Annotated in this window: 26 protein-coding genes; 16 read left to right on the forward strand and 10 right to left on the reverse strand. The window is 58.3% G+C overall.

All coding sequences use genetic code 11. The features are described from left to right. Window positions 1-25: 25 nt before the first annotated feature. The 3 genes from rnr to ABLV76_RS03455 all read left to right on the forward strand — a co-directional run bounded on the left by rnr (window position 26) and on the right by ABLV76_RS03455 (window position 5,037). Complete coding sequence (gene rnr, locus ABLV76_RS03445; RefSeq protein WP_004206447.1) at window positions 26-2,464, forward strand: ribonuclease R; 2,439 nt, start codon at window positions 26-28, stop codon at window positions 2,462-2,464. A gap of 79 nt (window positions 2,465-2,543) precedes the next feature. Further along, window positions 2,544-3,275 (forward strand): 23S rRNA (guanosine(2251)-2'-O)-methyltransferase RlmB, encoded by a 732-nt coding sequence (gene rlmB / locus ABLV76_RS03450; RefSeq protein WP_002885669.1) that lies wholly within the window; start codon window positions 2,544-2,546, stop codon window positions 3,273-3,275. Between the two features lie 124 nt (window positions 3,276-3,399). Further along, on the forward strand, window positions 3,400-5,037 hold the full coding sequence (locus tag ABLV76_RS03455; RefSeq protein ID WP_023319565.1) for an isovaleryl-CoA dehydrogenase: 1,638 nt from the start codon (window positions 3,400-3,402) through the stop codon (window positions 5,035-5,037). Here the strand turns inward: ABLV76_RS03455 and yjfN are convergent. Both yjfN and bsmA read right to left on the reverse strand, forming a co-directional pair. Then, window positions 5,028-5,303 carry a DUF1471 family protease activator YjfN gene (yjfN, locus tag ABLV76_RS03460; RefSeq protein ID WP_004206450.1) on the reverse strand — a complete coding sequence of 92 codons (276 nt, stop codon included), beginning with the start codon at window positions 5,301-5,303 and terminating at the stop codon, window positions 5,028-5,030. The genes ABLV76_RS03455 and yjfN overlap by 10 nt on opposite strands. Window positions 5,304-5,440: 137 nt before the next feature. After that, the gene (bsmA, locus tag ABLV76_RS03465) at window positions 5,441-5,749 is read right to left on the reverse strand and encodes a biofilm peroxide resistance protein BsmA (protein ID WP_004206451.1); all 309 of its coding nucleotides are present in this window, start codon (window positions 5,747-5,749) and stop codon (window positions 5,441-5,443) included. A gap of 209 nt (window positions 5,750-5,958) precedes the next feature. On the opposite strand from bsmA, the gene yjfP reads away from it, so the two are divergent. Then, on the forward strand, window positions 5,959-6,675 hold the full coding sequence (gene yjfP / locus ABLV76_RS03470) for an esterase (protein WP_004206452.1): 717 nt from the start codon (window positions 5,959-5,961) through the stop codon (window positions 6,673-6,675). Here yjfP and ulaR read toward each other — a convergent pair. Both ulaR and ulaG read right to left on the reverse strand, forming a co-directional pair. Next, window positions 6,672-7,427, reverse strand: coding sequence for an HTH-type transcriptional regulator UlaR (gene ulaR / locus ABLV76_RS03475; protein ID WP_004206453.1), 756 nt, complete (start codon window positions 7,425-7,427; stop codon window positions 6,672-6,674). The genes yjfP and ulaR overlap by 4 nt on opposite strands. A 107-nt stretch (window positions 7,428-7,534) precedes the next feature. Next, entirely contained in the window at window positions 7,535-8,599 is a 1,065-nt protein-coding gene (ulaG, locus tag ABLV76_RS03480; protein ID WP_049003758.1) for an L-ascorbate 6-phosphate lactonase, read from the reverse strand. 363 nt (window positions 8,600-8,962) lie between these two features. On the opposite strand from ulaG, the gene ulaA reads away from it, so the two are divergent. Genes ulaA through ABLV76_RS03510 form a run of 6 tightly spaced genes read left to right on the forward strand, consistent with a single transcriptional unit; the run spans window position 8,963 to window position 13,372 of the window. Beyond that, the gene (gene ulaA / locus ABLV76_RS03485) at window positions 8,963-10,363 is read left to right on the forward strand and encodes a PTS ascorbate transporter subunit IIC (RefSeq protein ID WP_348878186.1); all 1,401 of its coding nucleotides are present in this window, start codon (window positions 8,963-8,965) and stop codon (window positions 10,361-10,363) included. A 12-nt stretch (window positions 10,364-10,375) separates the two neighbouring features. After that, a complete protein-coding gene (gene ulaB / locus ABLV76_RS03490; RefSeq protein ID WP_002885682.1) occupies window positions 10,376-10,681 on the forward strand; it encodes a PTS ascorbate transporter subunit IIB in 306 nt (101 codons plus the stop codon). Between the two features lie 9 nt (window positions 10,682-10,690). Then, window positions 10,691-11,158 (forward strand): PTS ascorbate transporter subunit IIA, encoded by a 468-nt coding sequence (ulaC, locus tag ABLV76_RS03495; protein WP_023319570.1) that lies wholly within the window; start codon window positions 10,691-10,693, stop codon window positions 11,156-11,158. A 13-nt stretch (window positions 11,159-11,171) separates the two neighbouring features. Continuing rightward, window positions 11,172-11,822 (forward strand): 3-keto-L-gulonate-6-phosphate decarboxylase UlaD, encoded by a 651-nt coding sequence (ulaD, locus tag ABLV76_RS03500; protein WP_017900592.1) that lies wholly within the window; start codon window positions 11,172-11,174, stop codon window positions 11,820-11,822. A 9-nt stretch (window positions 11,823-11,831) separates the two neighbouring features. Further along, window positions 11,832-12,686 carry an L-ribulose-5-phosphate 3-epimerase gene (locus ABLV76_RS03505; RefSeq protein WP_017900591.1) on the forward strand — a complete coding sequence of 285 codons (855 nt, stop codon included), beginning with the start codon at window positions 11,832-11,834 and terminating at the stop codon, window positions 12,684-12,686. After that, window positions 12,686-13,372, forward strand: a complete 687-nt coding sequence (locus ABLV76_RS03510; RefSeq protein ID WP_053810847.1) for an L-ribulose-5-phosphate 4-epimerase — start codon at window positions 12,686-12,688, stop codon at window positions 13,370-13,372. The genes ABLV76_RS03505 and ABLV76_RS03510 overlap by 1 nt, the downstream gene beginning before the upstream one ends. A 63-nt stretch (window positions 13,373-13,435) precedes the next feature. Here the strand turns inward: ABLV76_RS03510 and ABLV76_RS03515 are convergent, their stop codons facing one another. Beyond that, window positions 13,436-14,629, reverse strand: coding sequence for an MFS transporter (locus ABLV76_RS03515; protein ID WP_032456882.1), 1,194 nt, complete (start codon window positions 14,627-14,629; stop codon window positions 13,436-13,438). Window positions 14,630-14,778: 149 nt separating this feature from the next. Continuing rightward, window positions 14,779-15,054, reverse strand: coding sequence for a DUF1471 domain-containing protein (locus ABLV76_RS03520; RefSeq protein WP_004206463.1), 276 nt, complete (start codon window positions 15,052-15,054; stop codon window positions 14,779-14,781). 341 nt (window positions 15,055-15,395) lie between these two features. Between ABLV76_RS03520 and rpsF the strand changes: the two genes are divergently transcribed. From rpsF to rplI, 4 genes are read left to right on the forward strand one after another with little or no spacing between them, the layout of a single operon-like run. Further along, window positions 15,396-15,791 carry a 30S ribosomal protein S6 gene (gene rpsF, locus ABLV76_RS03525; protein ID WP_002885691.1) on the forward strand — a complete coding sequence of 132 codons (396 nt, stop codon included), beginning with the start codon at window positions 15,396-15,398 and terminating at the stop codon, window positions 15,789-15,791. 5 nt (window positions 15,792-15,796) lie between these two features. Continuing rightward, window positions 15,797-16,111, forward strand: coding sequence for a primosomal replication protein N (gene priB / locus ABLV76_RS03530; RefSeq protein WP_002885722.1), 315 nt, complete (start codon window positions 15,797-15,799; stop codon window positions 16,109-16,111). Window positions 16,112-16,115: 4 nt separating this feature from the next. Further along, a complete protein-coding gene (gene rpsR, locus ABLV76_RS03535; protein ID WP_000135199.1) occupies window positions 16,116-16,343 on the forward strand; it encodes a 30S ribosomal protein S18 in 228 nt (75 codons plus the stop codon). 41 nt (window positions 16,344-16,384) lie between these two features. Beyond that, entirely contained in the window at window positions 16,385-16,834 is a 450-nt protein-coding gene (gene rplI, locus ABLV76_RS03540) for a 50S ribosomal protein L9 (RefSeq protein ID WP_004206464.1), read from the forward strand. A 108-nt stretch (window positions 16,835-16,942) separates the two neighbouring features. Here the strand turns inward: rplI and ABLV76_RS03545 are convergent, their stop codons facing one another. Continuing rightward, on the reverse strand, window positions 16,943-17,617 hold the full coding sequence (locus ABLV76_RS03545; RefSeq protein WP_023319573.1) for a LysM-like peptidoglycan-binding domain-containing protein: 675 nt from the start codon (window positions 17,615-17,617) through the stop codon (window positions 16,943-16,945). A 219-nt stretch (window positions 17,618-17,836) separates the two neighbouring features. Here ABLV76_RS03545 and fklB point away from each other — a divergent pair, with 219 nt between their 5' ends. Both fklB and cycA read left to right on the forward strand, forming a co-directional pair. After that, window positions 17,837-18,457: an FKBP-type peptidyl-prolyl cis-trans isomerase gene (fklB, locus tag ABLV76_RS03550; RefSeq protein WP_002886687.1), complete on the forward strand. Its 621-nt coding sequence runs from the start codon at window positions 17,837-17,839 to the stop codon at window positions 18,455-18,457. Between the two features lie 305 nt (window positions 18,458-18,762). Next, on the forward strand, window positions 18,763-20,166 hold the full coding sequence (cycA, locus tag ABLV76_RS03555) for a D-serine/D-alanine/glycine transporter (protein WP_348878187.1): 1,404 nt from the start codon (window positions 18,763-18,765) through the stop codon (window positions 20,164-20,166). A 104-nt stretch (window positions 20,167-20,270) separates the two neighbouring features. On the opposite strand, the gene ytfE is transcribed toward cycA, so the two are convergent. From ytfE to ABLV76_RS03570, 3 genes are all read right to left on the reverse strand, one after another. Further along, on the reverse strand, window positions 20,271-20,933 hold the full coding sequence (ytfE, locus tag ABLV76_RS03560; RefSeq protein WP_048322753.1) for an iron-sulfur cluster repair protein YtfE: 663 nt from the start codon (window positions 20,931-20,933) through the stop codon (window positions 20,271-20,273). Between the two features lie 82 nt (window positions 20,934-21,015). Then, a complete protein-coding gene (locus ABLV76_RS03565; protein WP_004206472.1) occupies window positions 21,016-21,987 on the reverse strand; it encodes a DMT family transporter in 972 nt (323 codons plus the stop codon). A 75-nt stretch (window positions 21,988-22,062) separates the two neighbouring features. Further along, window positions 22,063-22,887: an AraC family transcriptional regulator gene (locus ABLV76_RS03570; protein ID WP_048294052.1), complete on the reverse strand. Its 825-nt coding sequence runs from the start codon at window positions 22,885-22,887 to the stop codon at window positions 22,063-22,065. Window positions 22,888-22,928 lie beyond the last annotated feature (41 nt).

A 22,928-nucleotide genomic window follows, 5' to 3' on the forward strand; every position in this document is an offset into this window, starting at 1 on the left:
CGGAGATGACAACGGAGGAACCGATATGTCACAAGATCCATTCCAGGAACGCGAAGCTGAGAAGTACGCGAACCCAATCCCGAGCCGGGAATTTATCCTCGAACATTTAACCAAACGGGAAAAGCCCGCCAGCCGCGATGAGCTGGCCATCGAGTTAAATATCGAGGGCGAAGAGCAAACCGAAGCGCTGCGCCGCCGCCTGCGCGCGATGGAACGCGACGGTCAGCTGGTCTTCACCCGCCGTCAGTGCTATGCGCTGCCGGAGCGCCTTGATCTCCTCAAAGGAACCGTTATTGGTCACCGTGATGGCTATGGTTTCCTGCGTGTTGAAGGGCGCAAAGACGATCTGTACCTGTCGTCAGAGCAGATGAAAACCTGTATTCATGGCGACCAGGTGCTGGCCCAACCGCTGGGCGCGGACCGCAAGGGCCGCCGCGAAGCGCGCATCGTCCGCGTCCTGGTGCCGAAAACCAGCCAGATTGTTGGCCGCTACTTTACCGACGCTGGCGTCGGTTTCGTCGTCCCGGACGACAGTCGCCTCAGCTTCGATATCCTGATCCCGCCGGAAGAGATTATGGGCGCGCGGATGGGCTACGTGGTGGTGGTCGAGCTGACCCAGCGCCCGACCCGCCGCACCAAAGCCGTGGGGAAAATCGTCGAAGTGCTGGGCGACAACATGGGTACCGGCATGGCTGTCGATATGGCGCTGCGCACCCATGAAATTCCGTACGTCTGGCCGCCGGCGGTAGAAAATCAGGTTTCCGGCCTGAAAGAGCAGGTGCCGGAAGAGGCGAAAGCCGGGCGCGTCGATCTGCGCTCCCTGCCGCTGGTCACTATTGACGGTGAAGATGCCCGCGACTTCGATGACGCAGTGTACTGCGAGAAGAAACGCGGCGGCGGCTGGCGCCTGTGGGTAGCCATTGCCGACGTCAGCTACTACGTGCGTCCGGGGACGCCGCTGGACGCGGAAGCGCGCAGCCGTGGAACCTCGGTCTACTTCCCGTCGCAGGTGGTACCGATGCTGCCGGAAGTGTTGTCTAACGGTCTGTGCTCGCTGAACCCGCAGGTCGATCGCCTGTGCATGGTGTGCGAGATGACGATTTCGTCAAAAGGCCGTCTGACCGGTTATAAATTCTATGAAGCGGTGATGAGTTCACATGCTCGCCTGACCTATACCAAGGTGTGGCATATACTGCAGGGCGACCAGGAGCTGCGCGAGCACTACGCGCCGCTGGTGAAGCATATTGAAGAACTGCATAACCTCTACAAGGTGCTGGATGGCGCCCGCGAAGAGCGCGGCGGTATCTCATTTGAAAGTGAAGAAGCTAAATTCATCTTCAACGCCGAGCGCCGTATCGAGCGTATCGAACAGACCCAGCGGAACGATGCGCACAAGCTGATTGAAGAGTGCATGATCCTGGCGAACATCTCCGCCGCGCGCTTCGTTGAGAAGGCGCAGGAGCCGGCGCTGTTCCGTATTCACGATAAGCCGAGCACCGAGGCGATTACCGCGTTCCGCAGCGTGCTGGCGGAGCTGGGGCTGGAACTGCCTGGCGGCAACAAGCCGGAGCCGCGCGATTACGCCGAACTGCTGACCTCCATCGCCGATCGCCCGGATGCGGAGATGCTTCAGACGATGCTCCTGCGGTCGATGAAGCAGGCGGTCTACGATCCGGAAAACCGCGGCCACTTTGGCCTCGCGCTGCAGTCCTATGCCCACTTCACCTCGCCGATCCGTCGTTACCCGGATCTGTCGCTGCACCGCGCCATCAAATATCTGCTGGCCAAAGAGCAGGGGCATAAAGGCAACAGCACGGAGACCGGCGGCTGGCACTACAGCATGGAAGAGATGCTGCAGCTGGGCGAGCACTGCTCGATGACCGAACGCCGCGCTGATGAAGCGACGCGCGAAGTCTCCGACTGGCTGAAGTGCGACTTCATGCAGGATCAGGTAGGCAACATCTTCTCCGGGGTTATCGCCAGCGTGACCGGCTTTGGCTTCTTCGTCCGTCTCAACGATCTGTTTATCGACGGCCTGGTGCATGTTTCCTCTCTGGATAACGACTACTATCGTTTCGACCAGGTGGGGCAGCGTCTGATCGGCGAGTCCGGCGGGCAGACTTATCGCCTGGGCGACCGCGTGGAAGTCCGTGTGGAAGCGGTCAACATGGACGAGCGTAAAATCGACTTTACCCTAATCTCCAGCGAGCGCGCGCCGCGTAATGTCGGCAAAACCGCCCGTGAGAAAGCGAAAAAGAGCACCTCCGGCAAACCGGGCGGCCGTCGTCGTCAGGTCGGTAAGCAGGTGAACTTCGAGCCGGACAGCGCGTTCCGCAAAGAAAAAGACCAGGCGAAAGCGAAGCCGAAAGGCGAGAAGAAAGCGAAAAAACCGTCGGCGAAAACGCAGAAAATCGCCGCCGCCACCAAAGCCAAGCGCGCGGCAAAGAAGAAGAGCGCCGAGTGATTGACCACCCTTCATTCTGAAGTCTGCTGACGCAGGACGGGGTGAAGGGCGGATAACAGAACCTAAAACGAGTACATCAATGAGTGAAATGATTTACGGCATCCATGCGGTGCAGGCACTGCTGGAGCGCGCACCTGAGCGTTTTCAGGAAGTTTATATTCTGAAAGGCCGTGAGGATAAGCGCCTGCTGCCGCTGATCCACGCTCTGGAAGCGCAGGGCGTGGTGATTCAGCTGGCCAACCGCCAGTTTCTCGATGAGAAGAGCGAAGGCGCGGTACACCAGGGGATCATTGCCCGCGTGAAGCCGGGGCGTCAGTATCAGGAGAATGATCTGCCGGATCTGCTGGCGCAGCTCGATCAGCCGTTCCTGTTGATCCTTGACGGTGTGACCGATCCGCATAACCTCGGCGCCTGCCTGCGCAGCGCCGATGCTGCCGGCGTGCACGCGGTGATTGTGCCAAAAGATCGTTCCGCGCAGCTGAATGCGACGGCGAAGAAAGTGGCCTGCGGCGCGGCGGAGAACGTCCCGCTGATCCGTGTCACCAACCTGGCGCGCACCATGCGTCTGTTGCAGGAGGAGAACGTCTGGATCGTTGGAACCGCAGGTGAAGCCGACCATACGCTGTTCCAGAGCAAAATGACCGGGCCGATGGCGCTGGTGATGGGCGCGGAAGGCGAAGGCATGCGCCGCCTGACCCGCGAGCACTGCGATGAGCTGATCAGCATTCCGATGGCGGGCAGCGTCTCCTCGCTGAACGTCTCGGTGGCCACCGGCATCTGCCTGTTTGAGGCGGTACGCCAGCGCAGCTAAGCTGACCCGCTGACGAAACTGAAAAGCCATCCTTCGGGATGGCTTTTTTGTGACCGCTCTCGCGGGCGAGTATCCCCCCGGATAACCATACTTAGGCTTATCGCCATTGATGGAGGGAGACACGATGCACTGGCAAACCCACACCGTTTTTAATCAACCGACCCCGCTGAATAACAGCAATCTGTTCCTGTCCGATACCGCCCTACGTGAAGCGGTGGTCCGCGAAGGCGCCGGCTGGGATGGCGATCTGCTCGCCAGCATTGGCCAGCAGCTGGGGACCGCAGAATCGCTGGAGCTGGGACGCCTGGCCAACAGCAACCCGCCGGAGCTGCTGCGCTATGACGCCACCGGCGCCCGACTGGACGACGTTCGCTTCCACCCCGCCTGGCACCTGCTGATGCAGGGGCTGTGCGCGAACCGGGTGCATAATCTCGCCTGGCAGGAGGATGCCCGTGAAGGCGCGTTTGTCGCGCGCGCCGCTCGCTTTCTGCTTCACGCCCAGGTAGAGGCCGGAACGCTGTGCCCGATTACCATGACTTTCGCCGCGACGCCCCTGCTGCAGCGCGCCCTGCCCGCGCCTTTTGGCGACTGGCTGTCGCCGCTGCTGAGCGACCGTTACGATCCCCACCTCGCCCCGGGCGACCAGAAGCGCGGTCTGCTGATTGGCATGGGGATGACCGAGAAGCAAGGGGGCTCCGATGTGCTGAGCAATACCACCCGCGCGGAGAAAACAGCGGAAGGGTTTTACCGGCTGGTGGGACACAAATGGTTTTTTTCGGTGCCGCAGAGCGATGCGCACCTGGTGCTGGCCCAGGCGCCTGCGGGTCTGTCGTGCTTCTTTGTGCCGCGCCTGCTGCCCGACGGGCAGCGCAACGGGGTGCGTCTGGAGCGCTTAAAAGAGAAGCTCGGCAACCGCTCCAACGCCAGTAGCGAAGTGGAGTTTTATGACGCCTGCGGCTGGCTGGTGGGTGACGAGGGCGATGGCGTGCGGCAGATCCTCAGGATGGGCGGTCTCACCCGCTTTGACTGCGCGCTGGGCAGCCATGCCCTGATGCGCCGGGCCTTCTCCGTAGCGCTGTATCATGCGCTACAGCGTCAGGCGTTCGGTAAAAATCTGGTCGATCAGCCGATGATGCGCCAGCTGCTGGGGCAAATGGCGCTCCGTCTTGAAGGACAGACCGCGTTTCTGTTTCGTCTGGCGCGAGCCTGGGACCGTCGGGATGATGCCCGGGAAAGTGCCTGGGCGCGTCTGTTTACGCCTGCGGCCAAGTTTGCCATCTGCAAGGCCGGTATCCCGTTTGTCGCTGAGGCGATGGAAGTCCTGGGAGGGATCGGCTATTGCGAGGAGAGTGAGTTGCCGCGGTTGTATCGCGAGATGCCGGTCAATAGCATCTGGGAAGGCTCCGGCAATATTATGTGCCTCGATGTGATGCGGGTACTGAGCAAGCAGCCGGCGGCGATGGAGCTGCTGGCCGCGGAGTGTGCGGAGGTGAAAGGACAGAACCGCCATCTCGACCGCGCATGGCGTCAGCTGCAGCAATTGCTGAAACGACCCGCCGAAGAGCAGGGCAGAGAGATTGCCCGGCTGGTCTATCGTCTGGGGGCGGGGGCGCAGATGCTGCGTTTCGCTTCGCCGCCGCTGGCCGAAGCCTGGTGCCGGATGATGCTCGACACGCGCGGCGGCATACGTCTTGACGCGCCGACCCTCGACGACCTGCTGCTGCGGGCCATGGGGCGGGGGCGCCAGGCGCCTCAGGCGTAGAGAATGGCCTGCACGCGCCAGCTGTCCGGCTGTTGCTCCTCGTACATCTGAATAATGCGATACCAGGAGGCGCCTTGCTCGTCCGCTTTGCGGGCAATGGCGTGCTCCACATCCTGTTGGCTGCCGGAAAGATTAGCGACGGAGATCAGACCGATTTCATTCAGGCCGGTAACGCAATCCGCGCTGGCGAATTCGGCTGACTGCGCGGACGTGTTGGCCGTCGCAGTGGTTAACAGCAGGCTGGATAGGGTAAAAGATCGTTTCATCGTCAGCTCCATTTCACGTAGTCCCAAGGGCAGTCCGTTGCTAACGTCCTGCCAGGTGGCTGGCCGAACGTTATTATGCACAGGAGAACGTGAATGGACGCAAAGCTATGTAAAGCAGATTTAAAGACACCGCCTCGTCATCGACGATAGAGGATCGCCTGCGAATACCACTGGCCGGGTACCATGGTGTCATCGATCATGATGATGACGTAGTAATCGGCTTTGGCCGCTTCTGCTTTGGCCTTCAGCGCCGCTTCGACATCCATCGGCGAACCGTACATCAGTACGCTCACCGTAGCCATTTTCTGCAGGCCAGCCGTCTGGTTGCGCTGGATCTCCTGCGGATGGTCGGTGGCGGGCGGCGGGGCTTCCGGCGTTCCCTGCAAAGCACTACACCCGCTGAGAACGATAGCCAGTAACCACGGAGACAACCTGCGCATAACCATATCTCGTTTCCTGATAGTGATAGTGTAGTGGTAGCCTTAACAGGATTTCCGGGGAATGTTCCCGAACTGTTATCTCTGACGCGATTTTCGAATGAAAATGTTGTGAAAGCGTAACCGGGTTCTCAACATTATGAATCGTAGCAAACTGGGTTGCCTGGTGAATGCATTTTCCCATGCCGCCTAACCACAATAGAGAAGGGAGACGATAAATGATTGCACTAGAAATGCGCAACCTCGGCGGTGGCGAAATTTTGCATGCCTGCCCGCAGGAGAGTCTGGACAAGCCACTGCCCTGTATCGTCTTTTATCATGGCTTTACCTCGTCGAAACTGGTTTACAGCTACTTTGCGGTGGCGCTGGCCCAGGCGGGTTTCCGGGTGATTATGCCGGACGCGCCGGAGCATGGCGCGCGCTATCACGGTGATGAGACCGGGCGGATGCAGCGCTTCTGGCCGATCCTGCAGCAGAATTTCAGCGAGTTTCCCGCGCTGCGCGAGGCGATTATCGCCGAAGGCTGGCTGGAAGGAGAGCGACTGGCGGTGGCGGGGGCGTCGATGGGGGGAATGACGGCCCTGGGTATCATGACGCACCATCCCGAGCTGAACAGCGTCGCCTGCCTGATGGGATCAGGCTATTTTCGTTCGCTGTCGCAAACCCTGTTTCCCTCGCCTGGCTTTGATGGCGACAGCCTCAGCGAATGGGATGTCAGCCATCAGCTGGCGTCGCTCGCCCGGCGGCCGCTGTTGCTCTGGCATGGCGATGCCGACGACGTGGTGCCGCCGGAAGAGACCTTCCGTCTTGAGCAAGCGCTCAGGCAGAGCGACCTTGCAGCCAGGCTGACCTGCGTCTGGCAGAAAGGCGTCCGCCATCGCATCACCCCGGAGGCGCTGGCCACGACGGTCGCCTTTTTTCAGCAGCATCTTTAAACGCGGATCACGCTGACGCCCTGGTCCTCAAGCTGCTTGAGGATCGCGGCATCGGCCTGTTTGCCGGTGATCACCACGTCAATTTGCCCGGCCTGGCTGAATAGCATTCCGGCGCGCTCGCCGATCTTGCTGCTGTCGACCAGCACCGCCAGCTTGCCGACCACGCTGAGCATTTTCTGCTCGGCCATGGCGGTCAACATATCTGTTTTGTATAACCCCTCGGCGGTTAACCCTTTGCCGCTGGTGAACATCCAGTGCCCGGCATAGAGGCTGTTTTCACTGCCGTGGGGGCTGAGGGTGATGGCGTGGCTGCGGTTGTACTGCCCGCCCATGATAATCACGCTGTCGTGTTCCTGGTCGATCAGGTAGTTGGCCAGCGGCAGATAGTTAGTGATGATCTGCACCGGTTTGCCGCACAGTTCACGCCCCAGCAGAAAGGCGGTGGAGCCGCAGTTGATGACGATGCTCTCACCCGGCGCGATCAGTTGCGAAGCGGCGCGCGCAATACGCACTTTTTCATCCAGATTCTGCGCCTGGTGGATATTCATCGGCGTCCAGCGGGGGCGCTGCTCGCTAATGGCTTCCGCGCCATTGCGTACCTTTTTCAGTTTGCCGCTTTCATCCAGCTTGTTGATATCACGTCGGGCCGTTGCGGGTGAGATCCCGAGCCGCGACATCACCTGCTCTACGGTAACAAACCCCGTTTGGGCGAGCAGATCCAGCAGAATTTGGTGCCTTTGCGCTTCCGTCATGAGCGAATCCGATTAAAAGTGAACGGCAAAGATGATATTTGAAATCATGTGAAAATACTAACCCTCAGGCGGGGTATTTCCGGCAGGCAGGGCCTGCCGGAGGCGGTTTACAGGAAGGATTTGAACGGCAGATCTGGCTCGATGGTGAAGCAGTCGTCGAAGCCGCGCGGGTAGTGATATTCGAAATTGTCTTTATCCAGCGGCCAGGTAAATTTGCCGCCGACCTGCCAGATAAACGGCTTGAAGCCGTACTTCAGACGATCTTTTTTCATCTCCCACAGGACGCGGATCTCCTGCGGATCGGCCTGAAAGTTCGACCAAATATCATGGTGGAACGGGATCACCACCTTCGCGTTGAGCGACTCTGCCATGCGCAGGATATCGGCGCTGGTCATTTTGTCGGTGATCCCGCGCGGGTTCTCGCCATACGAGCCGAGGGCGACGTCAATCTGATGCTCGTTGCCATGCTTCGCGTAATAGTTGGAGTAGTGGGAATCGCCGCTGTGGTACAGGTTGCCGCCCGGTGTTTTAAACAGATAGTTGACCGCGCGCTGGTCCATCCCGTCCGGCAGCACGCCGGCGGCTATTTGATCCGCCGGGAGGGTGATCAGCGCGGTACGGTCGAACGCGTCGAGCGCGTGGATCTCAATGTCCTTAATCTTCACGACATCGCCGGGCTTCATGACGATACAGCGCGCTTTCGGCACGCCCCAGCCGATCCACATATCGACGCAGGTTTTCGGGCCGATAAACGGCACATCGGCCGGGCAGTTCTGCATGACGGCGGCGGCGACGTTGACGTCAATATGATCGTTGTGATCGTGTGTCGCGAGGACCGCGTCAATCTGGCGAATGGCGAATGGATCGAGCACGAACGGGGTGGTGCGCAGATTGGGCTGGAGCTTCTTCACCCCTGCCATCCGCTGCATCTGATGGCCGGTTTTCATCAATGGATTGCCGTGGCTCTGCTTGCCGGTGCCGCACCAGAAATCGACGCAGACGTTGGCGCCGCCTTCGGATTTCAACCAGATGCCGGTACAGCCCAGCCACCACATGGCGAAGGTGCCGGGCGCAACCTGCTCCTGCTCAATCTCTTCATTCAGCCAGCTACCCCATTCCGGAAAGGTGTTCAGGATCCATGATTCACGGGTGATGGTCTGTACTTTACTCATCGCGGTCTTCCTCGTGTATTTTCAAAAGTAATCATTATTTGATTGGTTTTGATTTATGTTGTCACTGTGCTTCCAGGATTGCAATCATGTTTTCCATCCCTTTTGCGATCTGATACGTATGATCTCCCGTCTTTTTCACAGCTTACGTGCCTTGGTTTTTGTTTTATCTATATGATTTAAAATGTTTATTTTTGTTGCATTATAAATGAATGGAAATAACCTGAATGAAGGAAAGGATTATTGCGGTGTGCGTCACATTTAATCAAATTTAATCTTGTTGTGATTATTTTTGATTATTAGAGTGAGCAACGAGAAATGCTGAGCGTAAGGCGCGTTCAGCGCCTTCACCATCGGGAGTGTGTTATGGCAATCCTCTACAACATCTTTACCGTTTTCTTTAATCAGGTGATGACTAATGCCCCGCTGCTGCTGGGTATCGTGACCTGCCTGGGCTATATCCTGCTGCGTAAAAGCGTCAGCGTGATTATCAAAGGCACCATCAAAACCATTATCGGTTTCATGCTGTTACAAGCCGGCTCCGGTATCCTCACCAGCACCTTTAAGCCGGTGGTGGCGAAAATGTCAGAGGTGTACGGCATTAACGGCGCCATCTCTGACACCTATGCCTCGATGATGGCGACCATCGACCGGATGGGCGAGGCGTATAGCTGGGTGGGTTACGCGGTGCTGCTGGCGCTGGCGCTGAATATCGGTTACGTCCTGCTGCGCCGGATTACCGGCATCCGCACCATCATGCTGACGGGCCATATCATGTTTCAGCAGGCGGGGCTGATCGCGGTCTCGTTCTTTATTTTCGGCTACTCCATGTGGACCACCATCATCTGCACCGCGGTGTTGGTGTCACTCTACTGGGGCATTACCTCCAATATGATGTACAAGCCTACTCAGCTGGTCACCGACGGCTGCGGTTTTTCTATCGGGCACCAGCAGCAGTTCGCCTCGTGGATTGCCTACAAAGTGGCGCCCTGGCTGGGGAAAAAAGAGGAGAGCGTCGAAGACCTCAAGCTGCCTGGCTGGCTGAACATCTTCCACGACAACATTGTTTCCACCGCGATTGTGATGACTATCTTCTTCGGTGCGATCCTGCTCTCTTTCGGCATTGACGTGGTGCAGGCGATGGCGGGTAAAACCCACTGGACGGTCTATATCCTGCAGACCGGTTTCTCCTTCGCGGTGGCGATTTTCATCATCACTCAGGGCGTGCGGATGTTCGTCGCCGAGCTGTCCGAAGCCTTCAACGGTATCTCGCTGCGTCTGATCCCCGGGGCGGTGCTGGCGATCGACTGCGCCGCTATCTATAGCTTCGCGCCGAATGCGGTGGTCTGGGGCTTTATGTGGGGCACCATCGGTCAGCTGATTGCCGTCGGCATTCTGGTCGGCGTCGGCTCCCCGATTCTGATTATTCCAGGCTTTATCCCTATGTTCTTCTCCAACGCGACGATTGGCGTTTTTGCCAACCACTTTGGCGGCTGGCGCGCGGCGCTCAAAATCTGCCTGGTGATGGGCATGATTGAAATATTCGGTTGCGTATGGGCGGTGAAACTCACCGGCATGAGCGCCTGGATGGGGATGGCGGACTGGTCGATTCTGGCGCCGCCGATGATGCAGGGCTTCGCCTCCGTCGGGCTGGCGTTTATGGCCGTCATCATCCTGATTGCACTGGCTTATATGTTCTTCGCCGGCCGCGCGCTGCGCGCCGAGGAGGACGCGGAAAAACAACTGGCAGAGGCCTCTGCCCAATAAGGAGTTCTGATTATGACCGTACGTATTCTGGCTGTGTGTGGTAACGGGCAAGGCAGTTCCATGATCATGAAAATGAAGGTGGACCAGTTTCTGACGCAATCCAACATCGACCACACGGTAAACAGCTGCGCGGTAGGTGAATACAAAAGCGAGCTGAACGGCGCGGATATCATCATCGCTTCAACCCATATCGCGGGGGAGATTACCGTCTCCGGTAATAAACATGTGGTGGGCGTGCGTAACATGCTTTCGCCAGCGGATTTCGGTCCCAAGCTGCTGGAGGTGATTAAAGCTCACTTCCCGCAGGACGTGAAATAAGGAGCGGCCATGAAACTTCATGAATCGCTGGCGCAGAACCACTCCATCCGCCTGCAGGCGGAAGCGGAAACCTGGCAGGAGGCGGTAAAAATCGGCGTCGATCTGCTGGTGGCCGCCGACGTCGTGGAACCGCGCTATTACCAGGCCATTCTCGACGGCGTGGCCGAGCATGGCCCCTATTTTGTGATCGCCCCCGGGCTGGCGATGCCGCACGGGCGGCCGGAAGAGGGCGTCAGGAAAACCGGGTTTGCGCTGGTGACCCTGAAAAAACCGCTGATTTTCAACCACGAAGATAACGACCCGGTCGACATTCTGATCACTATGGCGGCGGTTGACGCCACCACTCACCAGGAGGTGGGGATTATGCAGATCGTTAACCTGTTTGATGATGAAGCCAATTTCGACCGTTTACGCGCCTGTCGCAGCGAGCAGGAAGTGCTGGATTTAATTAAAAACGCCACCGCGGCGGCTGTTTAAAAGGAACACTATCATGTCATTACCTATGTTACAGGTCGCACTGGACAACCAAACGCTGGCCAGCGCCTACGAGACCACCCGCCTGATCGCCGAAGAGGTGGATATCATTGAAGTCGGCACCATCCTTTGCGTCGGGGAAGGGGTGCGTGCGGTGCGCGATCTGAAAGCGCTGTACCCGCATAAAATTGTGCTGGCGGACGCCAAAATCGCCGACGCCGGCAAGATTCTGTCGCGGATGTGCTTTGAAGCCAACGCCGACTGGGTCACGGTGATCTGCTGCGCCGATATCAATACCGCCAAAGGGGCGCTGGATGTCGCCAAAGAGTTCAACGGCGACGTTCAGATCGAGCTAACCGGCTTCTGGACCTGGGAGCAGGCGCAGGCATGGTGCGAGGCGGGCATCCAGCAGGTGGTCTATCACCGCAGCCGCGACGCGCAGGCGGCGGGCGTGGCGTGGAGCGAGGCGGATATCAGCGCAATTAAGCGTCTGTCCGATATGGGCTTCAAAGTGACCGTCACCGGCGGCCTGGCGCTGGAGGACCTGCCGCTGTTCGCTGGCATCCCCATCCACGTCTTTATTGCCGGGCGCAGCATCCGCGATGCCGCTTCGCCGGTGGAAGCGGCGCGCCAGTTTAAACGCTCTATCGCCCAGCTGTGGGGTTAAGGAGCGGCTATGTTGGCGAAACAAATTCCGCTCGGCATCTATGAAAAAGCGCTCCCCGCCGGGGAGTGCTGGCTGGAGCGGCTAAAGCTGGCGAAAGCGCTGGGCTTTGATTTTGTGGAAATGTCCCTCGATGAAACGGACGCTCGCCTTGCGCGGCTGGACTGGAGCCCGGAGCAGCGTCTGGCGCTGGTCAAGGCGGTGGCCGAAACCGGCGTCAGGGTGCCATCGATGTGCCTGAGCGCCCATCGCCGTTTTCCACTGGGCAGCGAAGATGACGCGGTGCGTCTTCAGGGGCTGGAAATCATGCGCAAAGCCATCCAGCTGGCGCAGGATGTCGGGATCCGGGTGATCCAGCTGGCAGGTTACGACGTCTATTACCAGCAGGCGAACGATGAGACGCGGCGCCGCTTTCGCGATGGCCTGAAAGAGAGCGTCGAGATGGCCAGCCGGGCCCAGGTAACCCTGGCGATGGAGATTATGGACTACCCGTTGATGAACTCGATCAGCAAAGCGCTGGGCTACGCCCATTACCTGAATAATCCGTGGTTCCAGCTTTATCCCGATATCGGCAATCTGTCGGCGTGGGATAACGACGTCCAGATGGAGCTGCAGGCCGGCATGGGGCACATCGTGGCGGTGCACGTCAAAGATACCCGGCCCGGCGTCTTTAAAAACGTGCCGTTCGGAGAAGGGGTCGTCGATTTTGAACGCTGCTTCGCAACCCTCAAACAGACCGGCTACTGCGGCCCGTATCTGATTGAGATGTGGAGTGAAAGCAGCGCGGATCCGCTAGCGGAAGTGGCGAAGGCGCGCGACTGGGTGAAAGCGCGGATGGCCCGCGCCGGGCTGATGGAGGCGGCGTAATGCAACAACTGAAACAGCAGGTGTTCGAGGCCAATATGGATCTGCCGCGCTACGGCCTGGTGACCTTCACCTGGGGCAATGTCAGCGCGATTGACCGGCAGCGCGGGCTGGTGGCGATCAAACCCAGCGGCGTGACCTACGACGCCATGGCCGTCGATGACATGACGGTGGTCGATCTGCAGGGCAACGTGGTGGAAGGACGCTGGCGTCCCTCCTCTGATACCGCTACCCATCTGGCGCTCTATCGCCGTTATCCCGGCCTTGGCGGGGTGGTGCATACCCACTCGACGCACGCTACCGCCTGGGCGCAGGCGGGGCTGGCGATCCCGGCGCTCGGCACCACTCATGCGGACTATTTCTTCGGCGATATCCCTTGCACCCGGGCGCTTAGCGCGCAGGAGGTGGATGAGGCCTACGAGCTGAACACCGGGAAGGTGATTATCGAAACGCTGGGCGAGGCAAACCCGTTGCATACGCCGGGGATCGTCGTCTATCAGCACGGGCCGTTCTCCTGGGGGAAAGACGCCCACGAGGCGGTGCACAACGCGGTAGTGATGGAAGAGGTGGCGCGCATGGCGTGGATTGCCCGCGGCATTAATCCGCAGCTGCAGCCGATTGATAGCTGGCTGATGGAAAAACATTTTCTGCGTAAACACGGGCCGAACGCCTACTACGGGCAGAAGTAAACGACGCGCTCCGGGGCTTTCACCGTCACGGTGAAACAACTGGTCTGGCCCCGGAGCTGTTTTTTAGCCCTGACGATAAGCTGAGGGCATAGCGCGCATGCCGATGAGCGTGACCACGCAAATTATCGCGCCAGCGTAAAACGTCGAAGCGGCGCCGAAGGTTTCCCACAGCACTCCGGCGCAGGTACTGGCCAGCAACAGCGCCAGGCCGCTCATCAGGTTGAACATACCGAACGCCGTGCCGCGTAGCTCCGGCGGCGCCGTATGGGCGACCATCGCCGCCAACAGCCCTTGGGTCATCCCCATGTGAATTCCCCATAGCGCGACCCCGACCAGCAGCGTGCTCCAGTGGCCGCTGAGGGCCAGCACGATATCGGCGAGGATCAGCACCAGCAGTCCCCACTGCAGCAGTTTGCTGTGGCTCATGCTGTCAGAGAGCTTGCCGAACGGGTAGGCCGTAACGCTGTAGACGAGGTTCATCGCCACCATCACCAGCGGAATAGTAAACAGCGGGATCTCCATCTGCTGGGCGCGCAGCACCAGAAAGGCTTCGCTGAAGCGGGCAAGGGTGAAGATGCTACCGATGGCGACCACCCACCAGTAGGCGGCGGAGAGCTTTTGCAGATTTTCGCGCTTCAGCGGATTACTGCGTTTATGACCGATGGCGGATTTTGGCTCCTGCAGACCAAAACCCAGCAGGAGAATGGAGAGCACGGCGGGAATAACCGCCACCCAGAATATGGCGTGAAAATCGTTGGCCCAGAGAAACATCAGCAGCACAGCCAGCAGCGGGCCGAGAAAGGCGCCAATGGTATCCAGCGCCTGACGCAGCCCGTAGGCAGCGCCGCGGATCTCCGGTGGGGTGACGTCGGCGACCAGCGCGTCTCGCGGCGCGCCGCGAATGCCTTTGCCTACGCGGTCTATCATGCGGGCGCTAAACACCACGCCGGCGGTCGGGGCGATGGCAAACAGCGGCTTGCTGAGCGCGCCCAGGCCGTAGCCCAGCAGCGCCAGCCCTTTGCGCTTGCCGACGTAGTCGCTGATCGCGCCGGAGAAGACTTTCAGGATCAGGGCGGTGGCTTCCGCCAGCCCCTCGATAAGACCGATAATGATCACGCTGGCGCCGAGGGTGGTGGCCATAAACAGCGGTAAGAGACTGTGGATCATCTCGGACGACACATCCATCAGCAGGCTGACGCCGCCGAGCACCCAAACGCCTTTGGGGATGCGGCCTAAGGTGGCGAAACGCGGAACCATCCATTACTCCTGATTATCAAAAAACAGACTGATGATTAAATCAGGTTGCAATGACGCTGATAAGTCGATTTATAAAATAATTCTCAATTGCGTTTAGGTGAGGGTTTCGCTTCGCCCCTCGCGAGGAGAGGCGAAGAATGGGCCCGGCGTTAGCGGTATATCACCGCGCTGGCGCGAAGCGGGCCGTTGGTTTCTGGTTCATGCATCAGGATGGGCTGGAAGTATTTCGCCCCCTGCGCATCGCTCAGCTGGCTAAGGGCCTGTTCAGCCTCGTGCTCAGTGGCCATATTATGATTGATATAGATAACGCCGAGGCTCTGCACGTCGTCCATGTTGCGGGCCTGTCGTTCGGTGATTTGGATAGCTGCCAGCGCGTTGGCGCTGAAGAAAAGCGCAGCCATCATGGCGATGATTTTCAGTTTCATATACTACGCTCCTGACTGACAGTCCTGACGCTGACTCGGGGGCTCTCCTGTGGTCGTTGGGCTTTGATATAAGTGTAATCGCTGCGCGTTCGTCGCATGGCGACCTTTTCTGATGCAGTTGTTCAAAAAAATGCCGCTTCCTTTGCTGGTTAATTTTAAATCACCCACTTAGCGCAACTTGACGCATAGTGCGAATTATTTGTGCAAATGCGCTTGTGTTCCTGGGGGGCCGCCATTAGAATGACGCGTCAATTTTTCAGCCGCCCTTTAACACGTTCCTTGCCTCCATGGGCCGCGGCTGACCCAGACAGGAGGCTGAATAATCCGTAAGGAGCAATTCGATGCGTCATTACGAAATCGTTTTTATGGTCCATCCTGACCAGAGCGAACAGGTTCCGGGCATGATCGAACGTTACACTGGTGCAATCACTGCAGCAGCAGGTACGATCCACCGTCTGGAAGACTGGGGCCGCCGTCAGCTGGCTTATCCGATCAACAAACTGCACAAAGCTCACTACGTTCTGATGAACGTTGAAGCGCCGCAGGAAGCGATCGATGAGCTGGAAACTAACTTCCGCTTCAACGACGCCGTTATCCGCAGCATGGTAATGCGTACTAAGCACGCTGTTACCGAAGCATCTCCGATGGTTAAAGCGAAAGACGAGCGCCGTGAGCGTCGCGAAGATTTCGCCAACGAAACCGCAGATGATTCTGAAGCTGGGGATTCTGAAGAGTAATCCTGATGACCAACCGTCTGGAGCTGTCCGGCATTATTTGCAGGACTCCACTTCGTAAGGTCAGCCCGTCAGGAATTCCTCACTGCCAGTTCGTGCTTGAGCATCGTTCAGTGCAGGAGGAAGCCGGTTTTCACCGGCAGGCATGGTGTCAGATGCCCGTTATTATTAGCGGTCACGAGAACCAGGCCATTACTCACAGTATAACGGTCGGTAGCGCAGTAACCGTTCGAGGGTTCATCTCTTGCCATAAGGCAAAGAACGGCTTGAGCAAAATGGTTCTGCATGCCGAGCAGATTGAATTGATAGATTCTGGAGACTAGCCATATGGCACGTTATTTCCGTCGTCGCAAGTTCTGCCGTTTCACCGCGGAAGGCGTTCAAGAGATCGACTATAAAGATATCGCTACGCTGAAAAACTACATCACCGAAAGCGGTAAGATTGTCCCGAGCCGTATCACCGGTACCCGTGCAAAATATCAGCGTCAGCTGGCACGCGCTATCAAACGCGCTCGCTACCTGTCCCTGCTGCCGTACACTGATCGTCATCAGTAATCGGTCACGGTCCATTAATACGACTTTGAGAGGATAAGGTAATGCAAGTTATTCTGCTTGATAAAGTAGCAAACCTGGGTAGCCTGGGTGATCAGGTTAACGTTAAAGCGGGCTATGCTCGTAACTTCCTGGTCCCGCAGGGTAAAGCTGTTCCTGCTACCAAGAAAAACGTTGAATTCTTCGAAGCGCGTCGCGCTGAACTGGAAGCCAAACTGGCTGACGTTCTGGCAGCTGCTGAAGCTCGTGCTGCGCAGATCAACGCCCTGGAATCCGTAACCATCGCGTCTAAAGCTGGCGACGAAGGTAAACTGTTCGGTTCCATCGGTACTCGCGACATCGCTGACGCTGTCACTGCAGCAGGCGTTAAAGTTGCTAAGAGCGAAGTTCGCCTGCCGAACGGCGTTCTGCGTAACGTTGGCGAGCACGAAGTGGACTTCCAGGTTCACAGCGAAGTATTCGCTAAAGTTATCATCAACGTGGTTGCTGAGTAATCGGCATCTGACGTTCTGGTAACAACAAACCGCCGGCATTGTGCCGGCGTTTTGCTTTCCAGAGCCCTTCATTTTGCGGCGGCGTAACGCTCGCTGTCGTCTTCTCTGCTAGCGCGCACGCACAAAACTGCCATTCGACTGGCGGGTAAACAGCACCTGCTGACCATTGCCGGTATCAATAGTGAGCCCGGTGACCACGCCGTTGGCGTTCTGCCGAATCTGCACCGTCTGTCCGCTCTGCAACGTGCTTAATGGTTTACCTGCGCCTTCAACCTGCGCCATGGCGTAGACGTCGGTGGCCGGCAGCCCATGATCGCGGAACAGCTGGGCCAGGGTTTTGCCCGACTCGATGCGATAGGTTCGCCACTGTTGCTCAATGCCCGGCGCGGACTGCTGCGATGAAGATTGATAGGGCTGGGAGGCGGCGGGCTGCTGCGTTTGCGCCTGGTCCGGTTGCTCATCCTGAATCGGCTCCGGGGCGACCGGTGCCATCTGGTCGGCATCGCTCACGGTAGGCGTATTGGTGATCGGCGGCAGGGGAACAGCCTGATTGCCGCCAGCTTGCGGCTGGGACTGCGACTGCAGATTCAGGTTTGCTTCACGGCTGGTGGTCGCCGGGTTTTGGCTATCGTCAGAGGGAAGCAGAATGCCGATGATAACCAACAGGAAGCCAGCGATAATTCCCCGGCGGTGCATCGGGGGCAGTGGGTCCAGGAGGCGAAAATGATCCGGGGCGTGCCAGATTTTCGCCAGGGTAGATGTCAGTTCAAAGCGCCCGGGCATGGCTTTCCTCCTGCTCCGCATATTTTTATCCTGCATATGAGTATAGATGGCTAACGTCCTGATGACCGGAACAAAGTGAAGTTAACCTGATGCCGCCTATTGTTTCTTTTTCGCTGAGATTTGTCATCATCCGCCGACAAAGTTTTACCCATTTCGCTATGGCTGTTATGCTTCCGGACGCTTTTCTCTTGATGTTTATCACCCAAAAAAGGAACAAAGATGGCAACCCCAACTTTTGACACTATCGAAGCGCAGGCAAGTTACGGTATCGGCTTGCAGGTTGGACAACAGCTGAGCGAATCCGGCCTGCAGGGGCTGCTGCCGGAAGCGTTGGTGGCGGGTATCGCCGATGCGCTGGAAGGTAACCAGCCGCAGGTGCCGGTAGAAGCCGTCCACCGTGCGCTGCGTGAAATCCACGAGCGCGCCGACGCCGTGCGTCGCGAGCGTTTCCAGGCGATGGCCGCTGACGGCCAGAAGTACCTTGATGAAAACCGCGAGAAAGAGGGTGTGAACAGCACCGAGTCCGGCCTGCAGTTCCGCGTCCTGACCCAGGGCGAAGGCCCGATCCCGGCCCGTACCGACCGCGTACGCGTGCACTACACCGGCAAACTGATCGACGGCACCGTCTTCGACAGCTCCGTCGCCCGCGGCGAACCGGCAGAGTTCCCGGTGACCGGCGTAATCGGCGGCTGGATTGAAGCGCTGACCCTGATGCCGGTAGGTTCCAAATGGGAACTGACCATCCCGCACAACCTGGCCTACGGCGAGCGCGGCGCTGGCGCGTCGATCCCTCCGTTCAGCACCCTGATCTTCGAAGTTGAACTGCTGGATATTATCTAAACAGCAGAGGCTTCCTCTTCCCCAGCGGCGGGGGAAGCCACAAAAATAGCGTAAAATCCTTAAGTTAAAAATTAATTGGAATTATGTTTTGCATTCATCGCATATGGGTGTATTTTTGTGAGCTATTTCGCGTTAGATGAGTGATATAACACTCACTTCAAACATAAAATTAACATTATATCTAAATCATAGTATTCATCCCTCCGATTCTTACCTAATATCGACTAGCCCTTGCTGGGGTTAATGACAGACGACAGGCCATCAGAGCCTGAACAACACAGACAGGTACAACAGGAAGAAATCACATGGTAGATCAGGTTAAAGTCGCTGCTATCGAGCAGGAGCCGACTGAACAATCGCTACGGCGAAATCTCACAAACCGACATATTCAGCTGATTGCAATTGGCGGGGCGATCGGCACAGGATTATTTATGGGTTCTGGCAAAACCATCAGCCTTGCCGGGCCATCCATTATTTTTGTTTATATGATTATCGGTTTTATGCTGTTTTTCGTTATGCGAGCCATGGGCGAATTACTGCTGTCGAACCTCGAATATAAATCCTTCAGCGACTTCGCGGCCGATCTGCTGGGCCCCTGGGCGGGCTACTTTACCGGCTGGACCTATTGGTTCTGCTGGGTGGTGACGGGGATGGCGGACGTGGTGGCGATCACCGCCTACGCGCAGTTCTGGTTTCCCGGACTCTCCGACTGGGTCGCGTCTCTGGCGGTGATCCTGCTGCTGCTGGGCCTGAACCTTGCCACCGTCAAAATGTTTGGCGAAATGGAGTTCTGGTTCGCGATGATCAAAATCGTCGCCATCGTGGCGCTGATCGTGGTCGGCCTGGTGATGGTCATGATGCATTTTAAATCGCCGACCGGCGTCGAAGCCTCTTTCGCGCATCTGTGGAATGACGGCGGCTGGTTCCCTAAAGGGCTGAGCGGCTTCTTCGCCGGCTTCCAGATTGCGGTATTCGCCTTCGTGGGGATTGAGCTGGTCGGTACCACTGCGGCTGAAACCAAAGACCCGGAAAAATCCCTGCCGCGGGCGATTAACTCCATCCCGCTGCGTATCATTATGTTCTACGTCTTCGCATTGATTGTGATTATGTCGGTGACGCCGTGGAGCTCCGTGGTGCCGAGCAAGAGCCCGTTCGTTGAGCTGTTCGTGCTGGTCGGTCTGCCGGCGGCGGCGAGCCTGATTAACTTCGTGGTGCTGACTTCCGCAGCCTCCTCAGCCAACAGCGGCGTCTTCTCCACCAGCCGTATGCTGTTCGGTCTGGCGCAGGATGGTCAGGCGCCGAAGATGTTCGCCAAACTGTCGAAGCGTGCGGTGCCGGCGAAGGGCTTAACCTTCTCCTGCATGTGCCTGCTGGGCGGTGTGGTGATGCTGATGGTCAACCCGAGCGTGATCGCCGCGTTCACCATGATCACCACGGTGTCGGCGATCCTGTTCATGTTCGTCTGGACGATTATCCTTTGCTCTTACCTGGTCTATCGTAAAAAGCGTCCGCAGCTGCACGAGAAGTCCAAGTATAAGATGCCGCTGGGCAAATTAATGTGCTGGGTGTGCATGGCCTTCTTCGTCTTCGTACTGGTGCTGTTGACCCTCGAAGATGATACCCGTGAAGCGCTGATGGTCACCCCGCTGTGGTTTGTTCTGCTGGGTGCGGGCTGGCTGCTTGCCGGCAAAAAACGTCTGGCGAAATAAACGAAAATTTTAACGTTGCTTGCAACGGATCGTCATAAAAAAGGCCACTCAACGTGGCCAAATAAGACGGACAATGTCGAGGGCGCCTGCGGGCGCCTTTTTCTTTACTTACCGGCGAGCGCACGCGGGAACAGCACGTTATTTTCCAGACTGATATGCTCCATCAGATCGTCGATCATCTCGTTGATACCGTTATACATTGCCTTCCAGGTGGTGCAGGCTTCCGGCGGCGGCGTCACGTTATGGGTGATATGTTTGATTACCTCGAGTAGTTCGCCCGCTTCATCATGCTCGCTTTCCATTACGCCGATCGGGCCCCCGGCCTGGGCGCCCATCCCCTGTTTGATCATCGGAAACAGGATCTGCTCCTCTTTCATCATGTGGCTGGAGAGCTCCTGCTGCAGCATGGTCAGGTACTTCGTCAGCCCTTTCGGCACATTCGGTTTATCGGCGTGGACCCGTTCAACCTTGGTGGCTTGCAGGATCAGCTCCGGCAGCTGTTCGCGGTGCCGGTCATGATAGCGAACGATGATATGGTCGATGATCTCCGCCAGAGGCGCCGCGCGCCAGTCGCGGGTGATAGGCTCCCCGGCCAGTTTCTCCAGCTCGGCCTCAATCACCGCGACATCCAGCGCTTTGCGCGATGCGGCGCGCGCCAGCGTCTGTTTGCCGCCGCAGCAGTAATCCATATCGTATTGACGGAACAGGGCGGAGGCGCGCGGGATGGTCAGCGCCAGCTCGCCTAAAGGTTGGTCACGGAAAGCCATAGCAGTTACCTCGTCATCAGGAATATAAGATGTATTTTAAATACATCTTTTTGGCGAGGGAATACCCCTTAATAGGGCCCGGCTACTTTTTTTCGTTCGTCAGCGGTTGCAACGTTGGTTTTTCCGGCCTGGCGCGGACGGCGGAGACCACGCCGAGCACCAGCAGCAGGATACCGCTCAGGGTCAGCAGCGGCGGTAAACTTTGCCGCAACAGAAAGGTATACAGAAGCCCGGCCAGGGTTTCGAAAACGATAAGCGGCCCGAGGATCACCGTCGGTAATCGTTGACTGGCAATATTCCAGCACAGCGCGCCGACCCATGAGCAGAGCACCGCGATGGCCAGCATCAGCGTAATAAACACCGCCGGGCGCGGGCCGAAGGGCAGGGGGAACCCGGCCTGCTGACCGTGCAGCCAGGCGCAGGCGGCGAGATAGCCGGCCAGCGAAACCGGAAGCGTCACCAGCGCCTGAGCGGTAGCCCACATCATCGGCGGTTGATGCGGGTTCTCCCGAAGCCAGCGGGCGTTGCGCAGGGCATACCAGGCCCAGCAGACCACCGACCCCAGCGCCAGCGCAATGCCGGAGCCGTAGCGCCACGGGCTAAAATCAGGCAGCCCCTGGCGCAGTTCCGCGACGTTAACGCAGATCAGGCCGACGGCGATGCAGACCAGCGCCGGAAACAAGCGCCGCCATGGCAGCTTTCCGTCGCGCTGGCTGTAAAGCAGATTGGCGAAGACCGGCAATACCACCGGCAGCGTGCCGATAATCATGGTGGAGACCGGCGCCCCGGTACGCTGAATGGCGCTGGCCAGGCAGACGTAATAGATAAGATTTCCCATCATCGTCAGACCCAGCGCGGTCCACCAGTCGTTCCGGCTCAGCTGGCGCAAACGCGCGCGCCCGAGCCATGCCAGCGGCAGGGCGATCAGACCCAGGGCCAGATAGCGTCCCATCGACTGCAGCATCGCCGGATACTCTGGCACCAGCAAAGGCCCGACGAAAATTAAACCCCACATCAGCCCCGCCAGCAGGGCGTACAACACACCACTAATCATCATTGCATCCATTGTCATCACGGTTGTCTGCAGTGTAGAAGGAGGCCGGGCGGGAATATTGTATGAGATTGCGCATCAGCGCCTGGCGACCTGCTTCTGATAGCGTACCGGCGTAATGCCGTAACGCTGGGTGAAGGTGCGGGTCAGGTGAGACTGGTCGGTGAGGCCGACGGCTATCGCCACTTCGGCGGCGGGCATGCCGTGGGTGAGAAACGCTTTGGCGCGCCACAGGCGGATGGCCATCAGCATCTGATGGGGCGTTACGTGATAGTGGGCTTTAAACTGGCGCTGAAAGTGGTACGGGCTCAGCGCCGCCACCTGCGCCAGCTCGTCGAGGGTGATGGGGCGCATATAGTTATCATGCAGGTAGTCGCGCACGCGGTCGAAGCGATGCCCGGCCTCACCCTGCGCCGAGGCATGGTGGGCCAGAGGGCGGAAGGCGTCGATGAGGTCGAGCAGCATTCCCTGCTGGGCCAGCGCATCTTCGCTGTGCCACAGACCGTAAATCAGCTGGCCAATCCGCCGGGACCGCAGGGGATCCTCGCGAACCACCTCGCTGAACCACCAGTCGCGCACCCCGGTGATGGCTTCCAGACGGTCGGGCTCCAGATAAATCATCCGGTAGCGCCAGCCGTCGGCGGTTTCCGCTTCGCCGGTGTGCAGCTCGTCGGGATTCATGGTGACAATGGCGTTGGCGGCGGCGATGTGCTGACTGCCGCGGTAGCGAAAGCGCTCGGCGCCCTGCTCAATCACGCCAATGCCGAAAGCTTCGTGGGTATGGGGTTCAAAGGCGTAGCGGGAGATATGGGCGTGGTAAAGCTCTACCCCGGGCAGCTGTTCGAGATGGCGAAAGCGCGCGCGATCTTTTTCATCACTAAATTGGGGTGGTACGCCCTGCATGCCTGCCTCCCGACGATTAATCTCTTCAATATGAGAGAGGA

It is taken from the genome of Klebsiella sp. GB_Kp047 (genome assembly GCF_040065235.1).
In the GTDB taxonomy this organism is placed as follows: Bacteria; Pseudomonadota; Gammaproteobacteria; order Enterobacterales; family Enterobacteriaceae; genus Klebsiella; species Klebsiella quasipneumoniae.

What these genes read in the sequence shown, in the direction of transcription:
- rnr (WP_004206447.1), top strand. Translation starts at nt 26, where the DNA reads ATGTCACAAGATCCATTCCAGGAACGCGAAGCTGAGAAGTACGCGAAC.
- rlmB (WP_002885669.1), top strand. Translation starts at nt 2,544, where the DNA reads ATGAGTGAAATGATTTACGGCATCCATGCGGTGCAGGCACTGCTGGAG.
- ABLV76_RS03455 (WP_023319565.1), top strand. Translation starts at nt 3,400, where the DNA reads ATGCACTGGCAAACCCACACCGTTTTTAATCAACCGACCCCGCTGAAT.
- yjfN (WP_004206450.1), bottom strand. Translation starts at nt 5,303, where the DNA reads ATGAAACGATCTTTTACCCTATCCAGCCTGCTGTTAACCACTGCGACG.
- bsmA (WP_004206451.1), bottom strand. Translation starts at nt 5,749, where the DNA reads ATGGTTATGCGCAGGTTGTCTCCGTGGTTACTGGCTATCGTTCTCAGC.
- yjfP (WP_004206452.1), top strand. Translation starts at nt 5,959, where the DNA reads ATGATTGCACTAGAAATGCGCAACCTCGGCGGTGGCGAAATTTTGCAT.
- ulaR (WP_004206453.1), bottom strand. Translation starts at nt 7,427, where the DNA reads ATGACGGAAGCGCAAAGGCACCAAATTCTGCTGGATCTGCTCGCCCAA.
- ulaG (WP_049003758.1), bottom strand. Translation starts at nt 8,599, where the DNA reads ATGAGTAAAGTACAGACCATCACCCGTGAATCATGGATCCTGAACACC.
- ulaA (WP_348878186.1), top strand. Translation starts at nt 8,963, where the DNA reads ATGGCAATCCTCTACAACATCTTTACCGTTTTCTTTAATCAGGTGATG.
- ulaB (WP_002885682.1), top strand. Translation starts at nt 10,376, where the DNA reads ATGACCGTACGTATTCTGGCTGTGTGTGGTAACGGGCAAGGCAGTTCC.
- ulaC (WP_023319570.1), top strand. Translation starts at nt 10,691, where the DNA reads ATGAAACTTCATGAATCGCTGGCGCAGAACCACTCCATCCGCCTGCAG.
- ulaD (WP_017900592.1), top strand. Translation starts at nt 11,172, where the DNA reads ATGTCATTACCTATGTTACAGGTCGCACTGGACAACCAAACGCTGGCC.
- ABLV76_RS03505 (WP_017900591.1), top strand. Translation starts at nt 11,832, where the DNA reads ATGTTGGCGAAACAAATTCCGCTCGGCATCTATGAAAAAGCGCTCCCC.
- ABLV76_RS03510 (WP_053810847.1), top strand. Translation starts at nt 12,686, where the DNA reads ATGCAACAACTGAAACAGCAGGTGTTCGAGGCCAATATGGATCTGCCG.
- ABLV76_RS03515 (WP_032456882.1), bottom strand. Translation starts at nt 14,629, where the DNA reads ATGGTTCCGCGTTTCGCCACCTTAGGCCGCATCCCCAAAGGCGTTTGG.
- ABLV76_RS03520 (WP_004206463.1), bottom strand. Translation starts at nt 15,054, where the DNA reads ATGAAACTGAAAATCATCGCCATGATGGCTGCGCTTTTCTTCAGCGCC.
- rpsF (WP_002885691.1), top strand. Translation starts at nt 15,396, where the DNA reads ATGCGTCATTACGAAATCGTTTTTATGGTCCATCCTGACCAGAGCGAA.
- priB (WP_002885722.1), top strand. Translation starts at nt 15,797, where the DNA reads ATGACCAACCGTCTGGAGCTGTCCGGCATTATTTGCAGGACTCCACTT.
- rpsR (WP_000135199.1), top strand. Translation starts at nt 16,116, where the DNA reads ATGGCACGTTATTTCCGTCGTCGCAAGTTCTGCCGTTTCACCGCGGAA.
- rplI (WP_004206464.1), top strand. Translation starts at nt 16,385, where the DNA reads ATGCAAGTTATTCTGCTTGATAAAGTAGCAAACCTGGGTAGCCTGGGT.
- ABLV76_RS03545 (WP_023319573.1), bottom strand. Translation starts at nt 17,617, where the DNA reads ATGCCCGGGCGCTTTGAACTGACATCTACCCTGGCGAAAATCTGGCAC.
- fklB (WP_002886687.1), top strand. Translation starts at nt 17,837, where the DNA reads ATGGCAACCCCAACTTTTGACACTATCGAAGCGCAGGCAAGTTACGGT.
- cycA (WP_348878187.1), top strand. Translation starts at nt 18,763, where the DNA reads ATGGTAGATCAGGTTAAAGTCGCTGCTATCGAGCAGGAGCCGACTGAA.
- ytfE (WP_048322753.1), bottom strand. Translation starts at nt 20,933, where the DNA reads ATGGCTTTCCGTGACCAACCTTTAGGCGAGCTGGCGCTGACCATCCCG.
- ABLV76_RS03565 (WP_004206472.1), bottom strand. Translation starts at nt 21,987, where the DNA reads ATGATTAGTGGTGTGTTGTACGCCCTGCTGGCGGGGCTGATGTGGGGT.
- ABLV76_RS03570 (WP_048294052.1), bottom strand. Translation starts at nt 22,887, where the DNA reads ATGCAGGGCGTACCACCCCAATTTAGTGATGAAAAAGATCGCGCGCGC.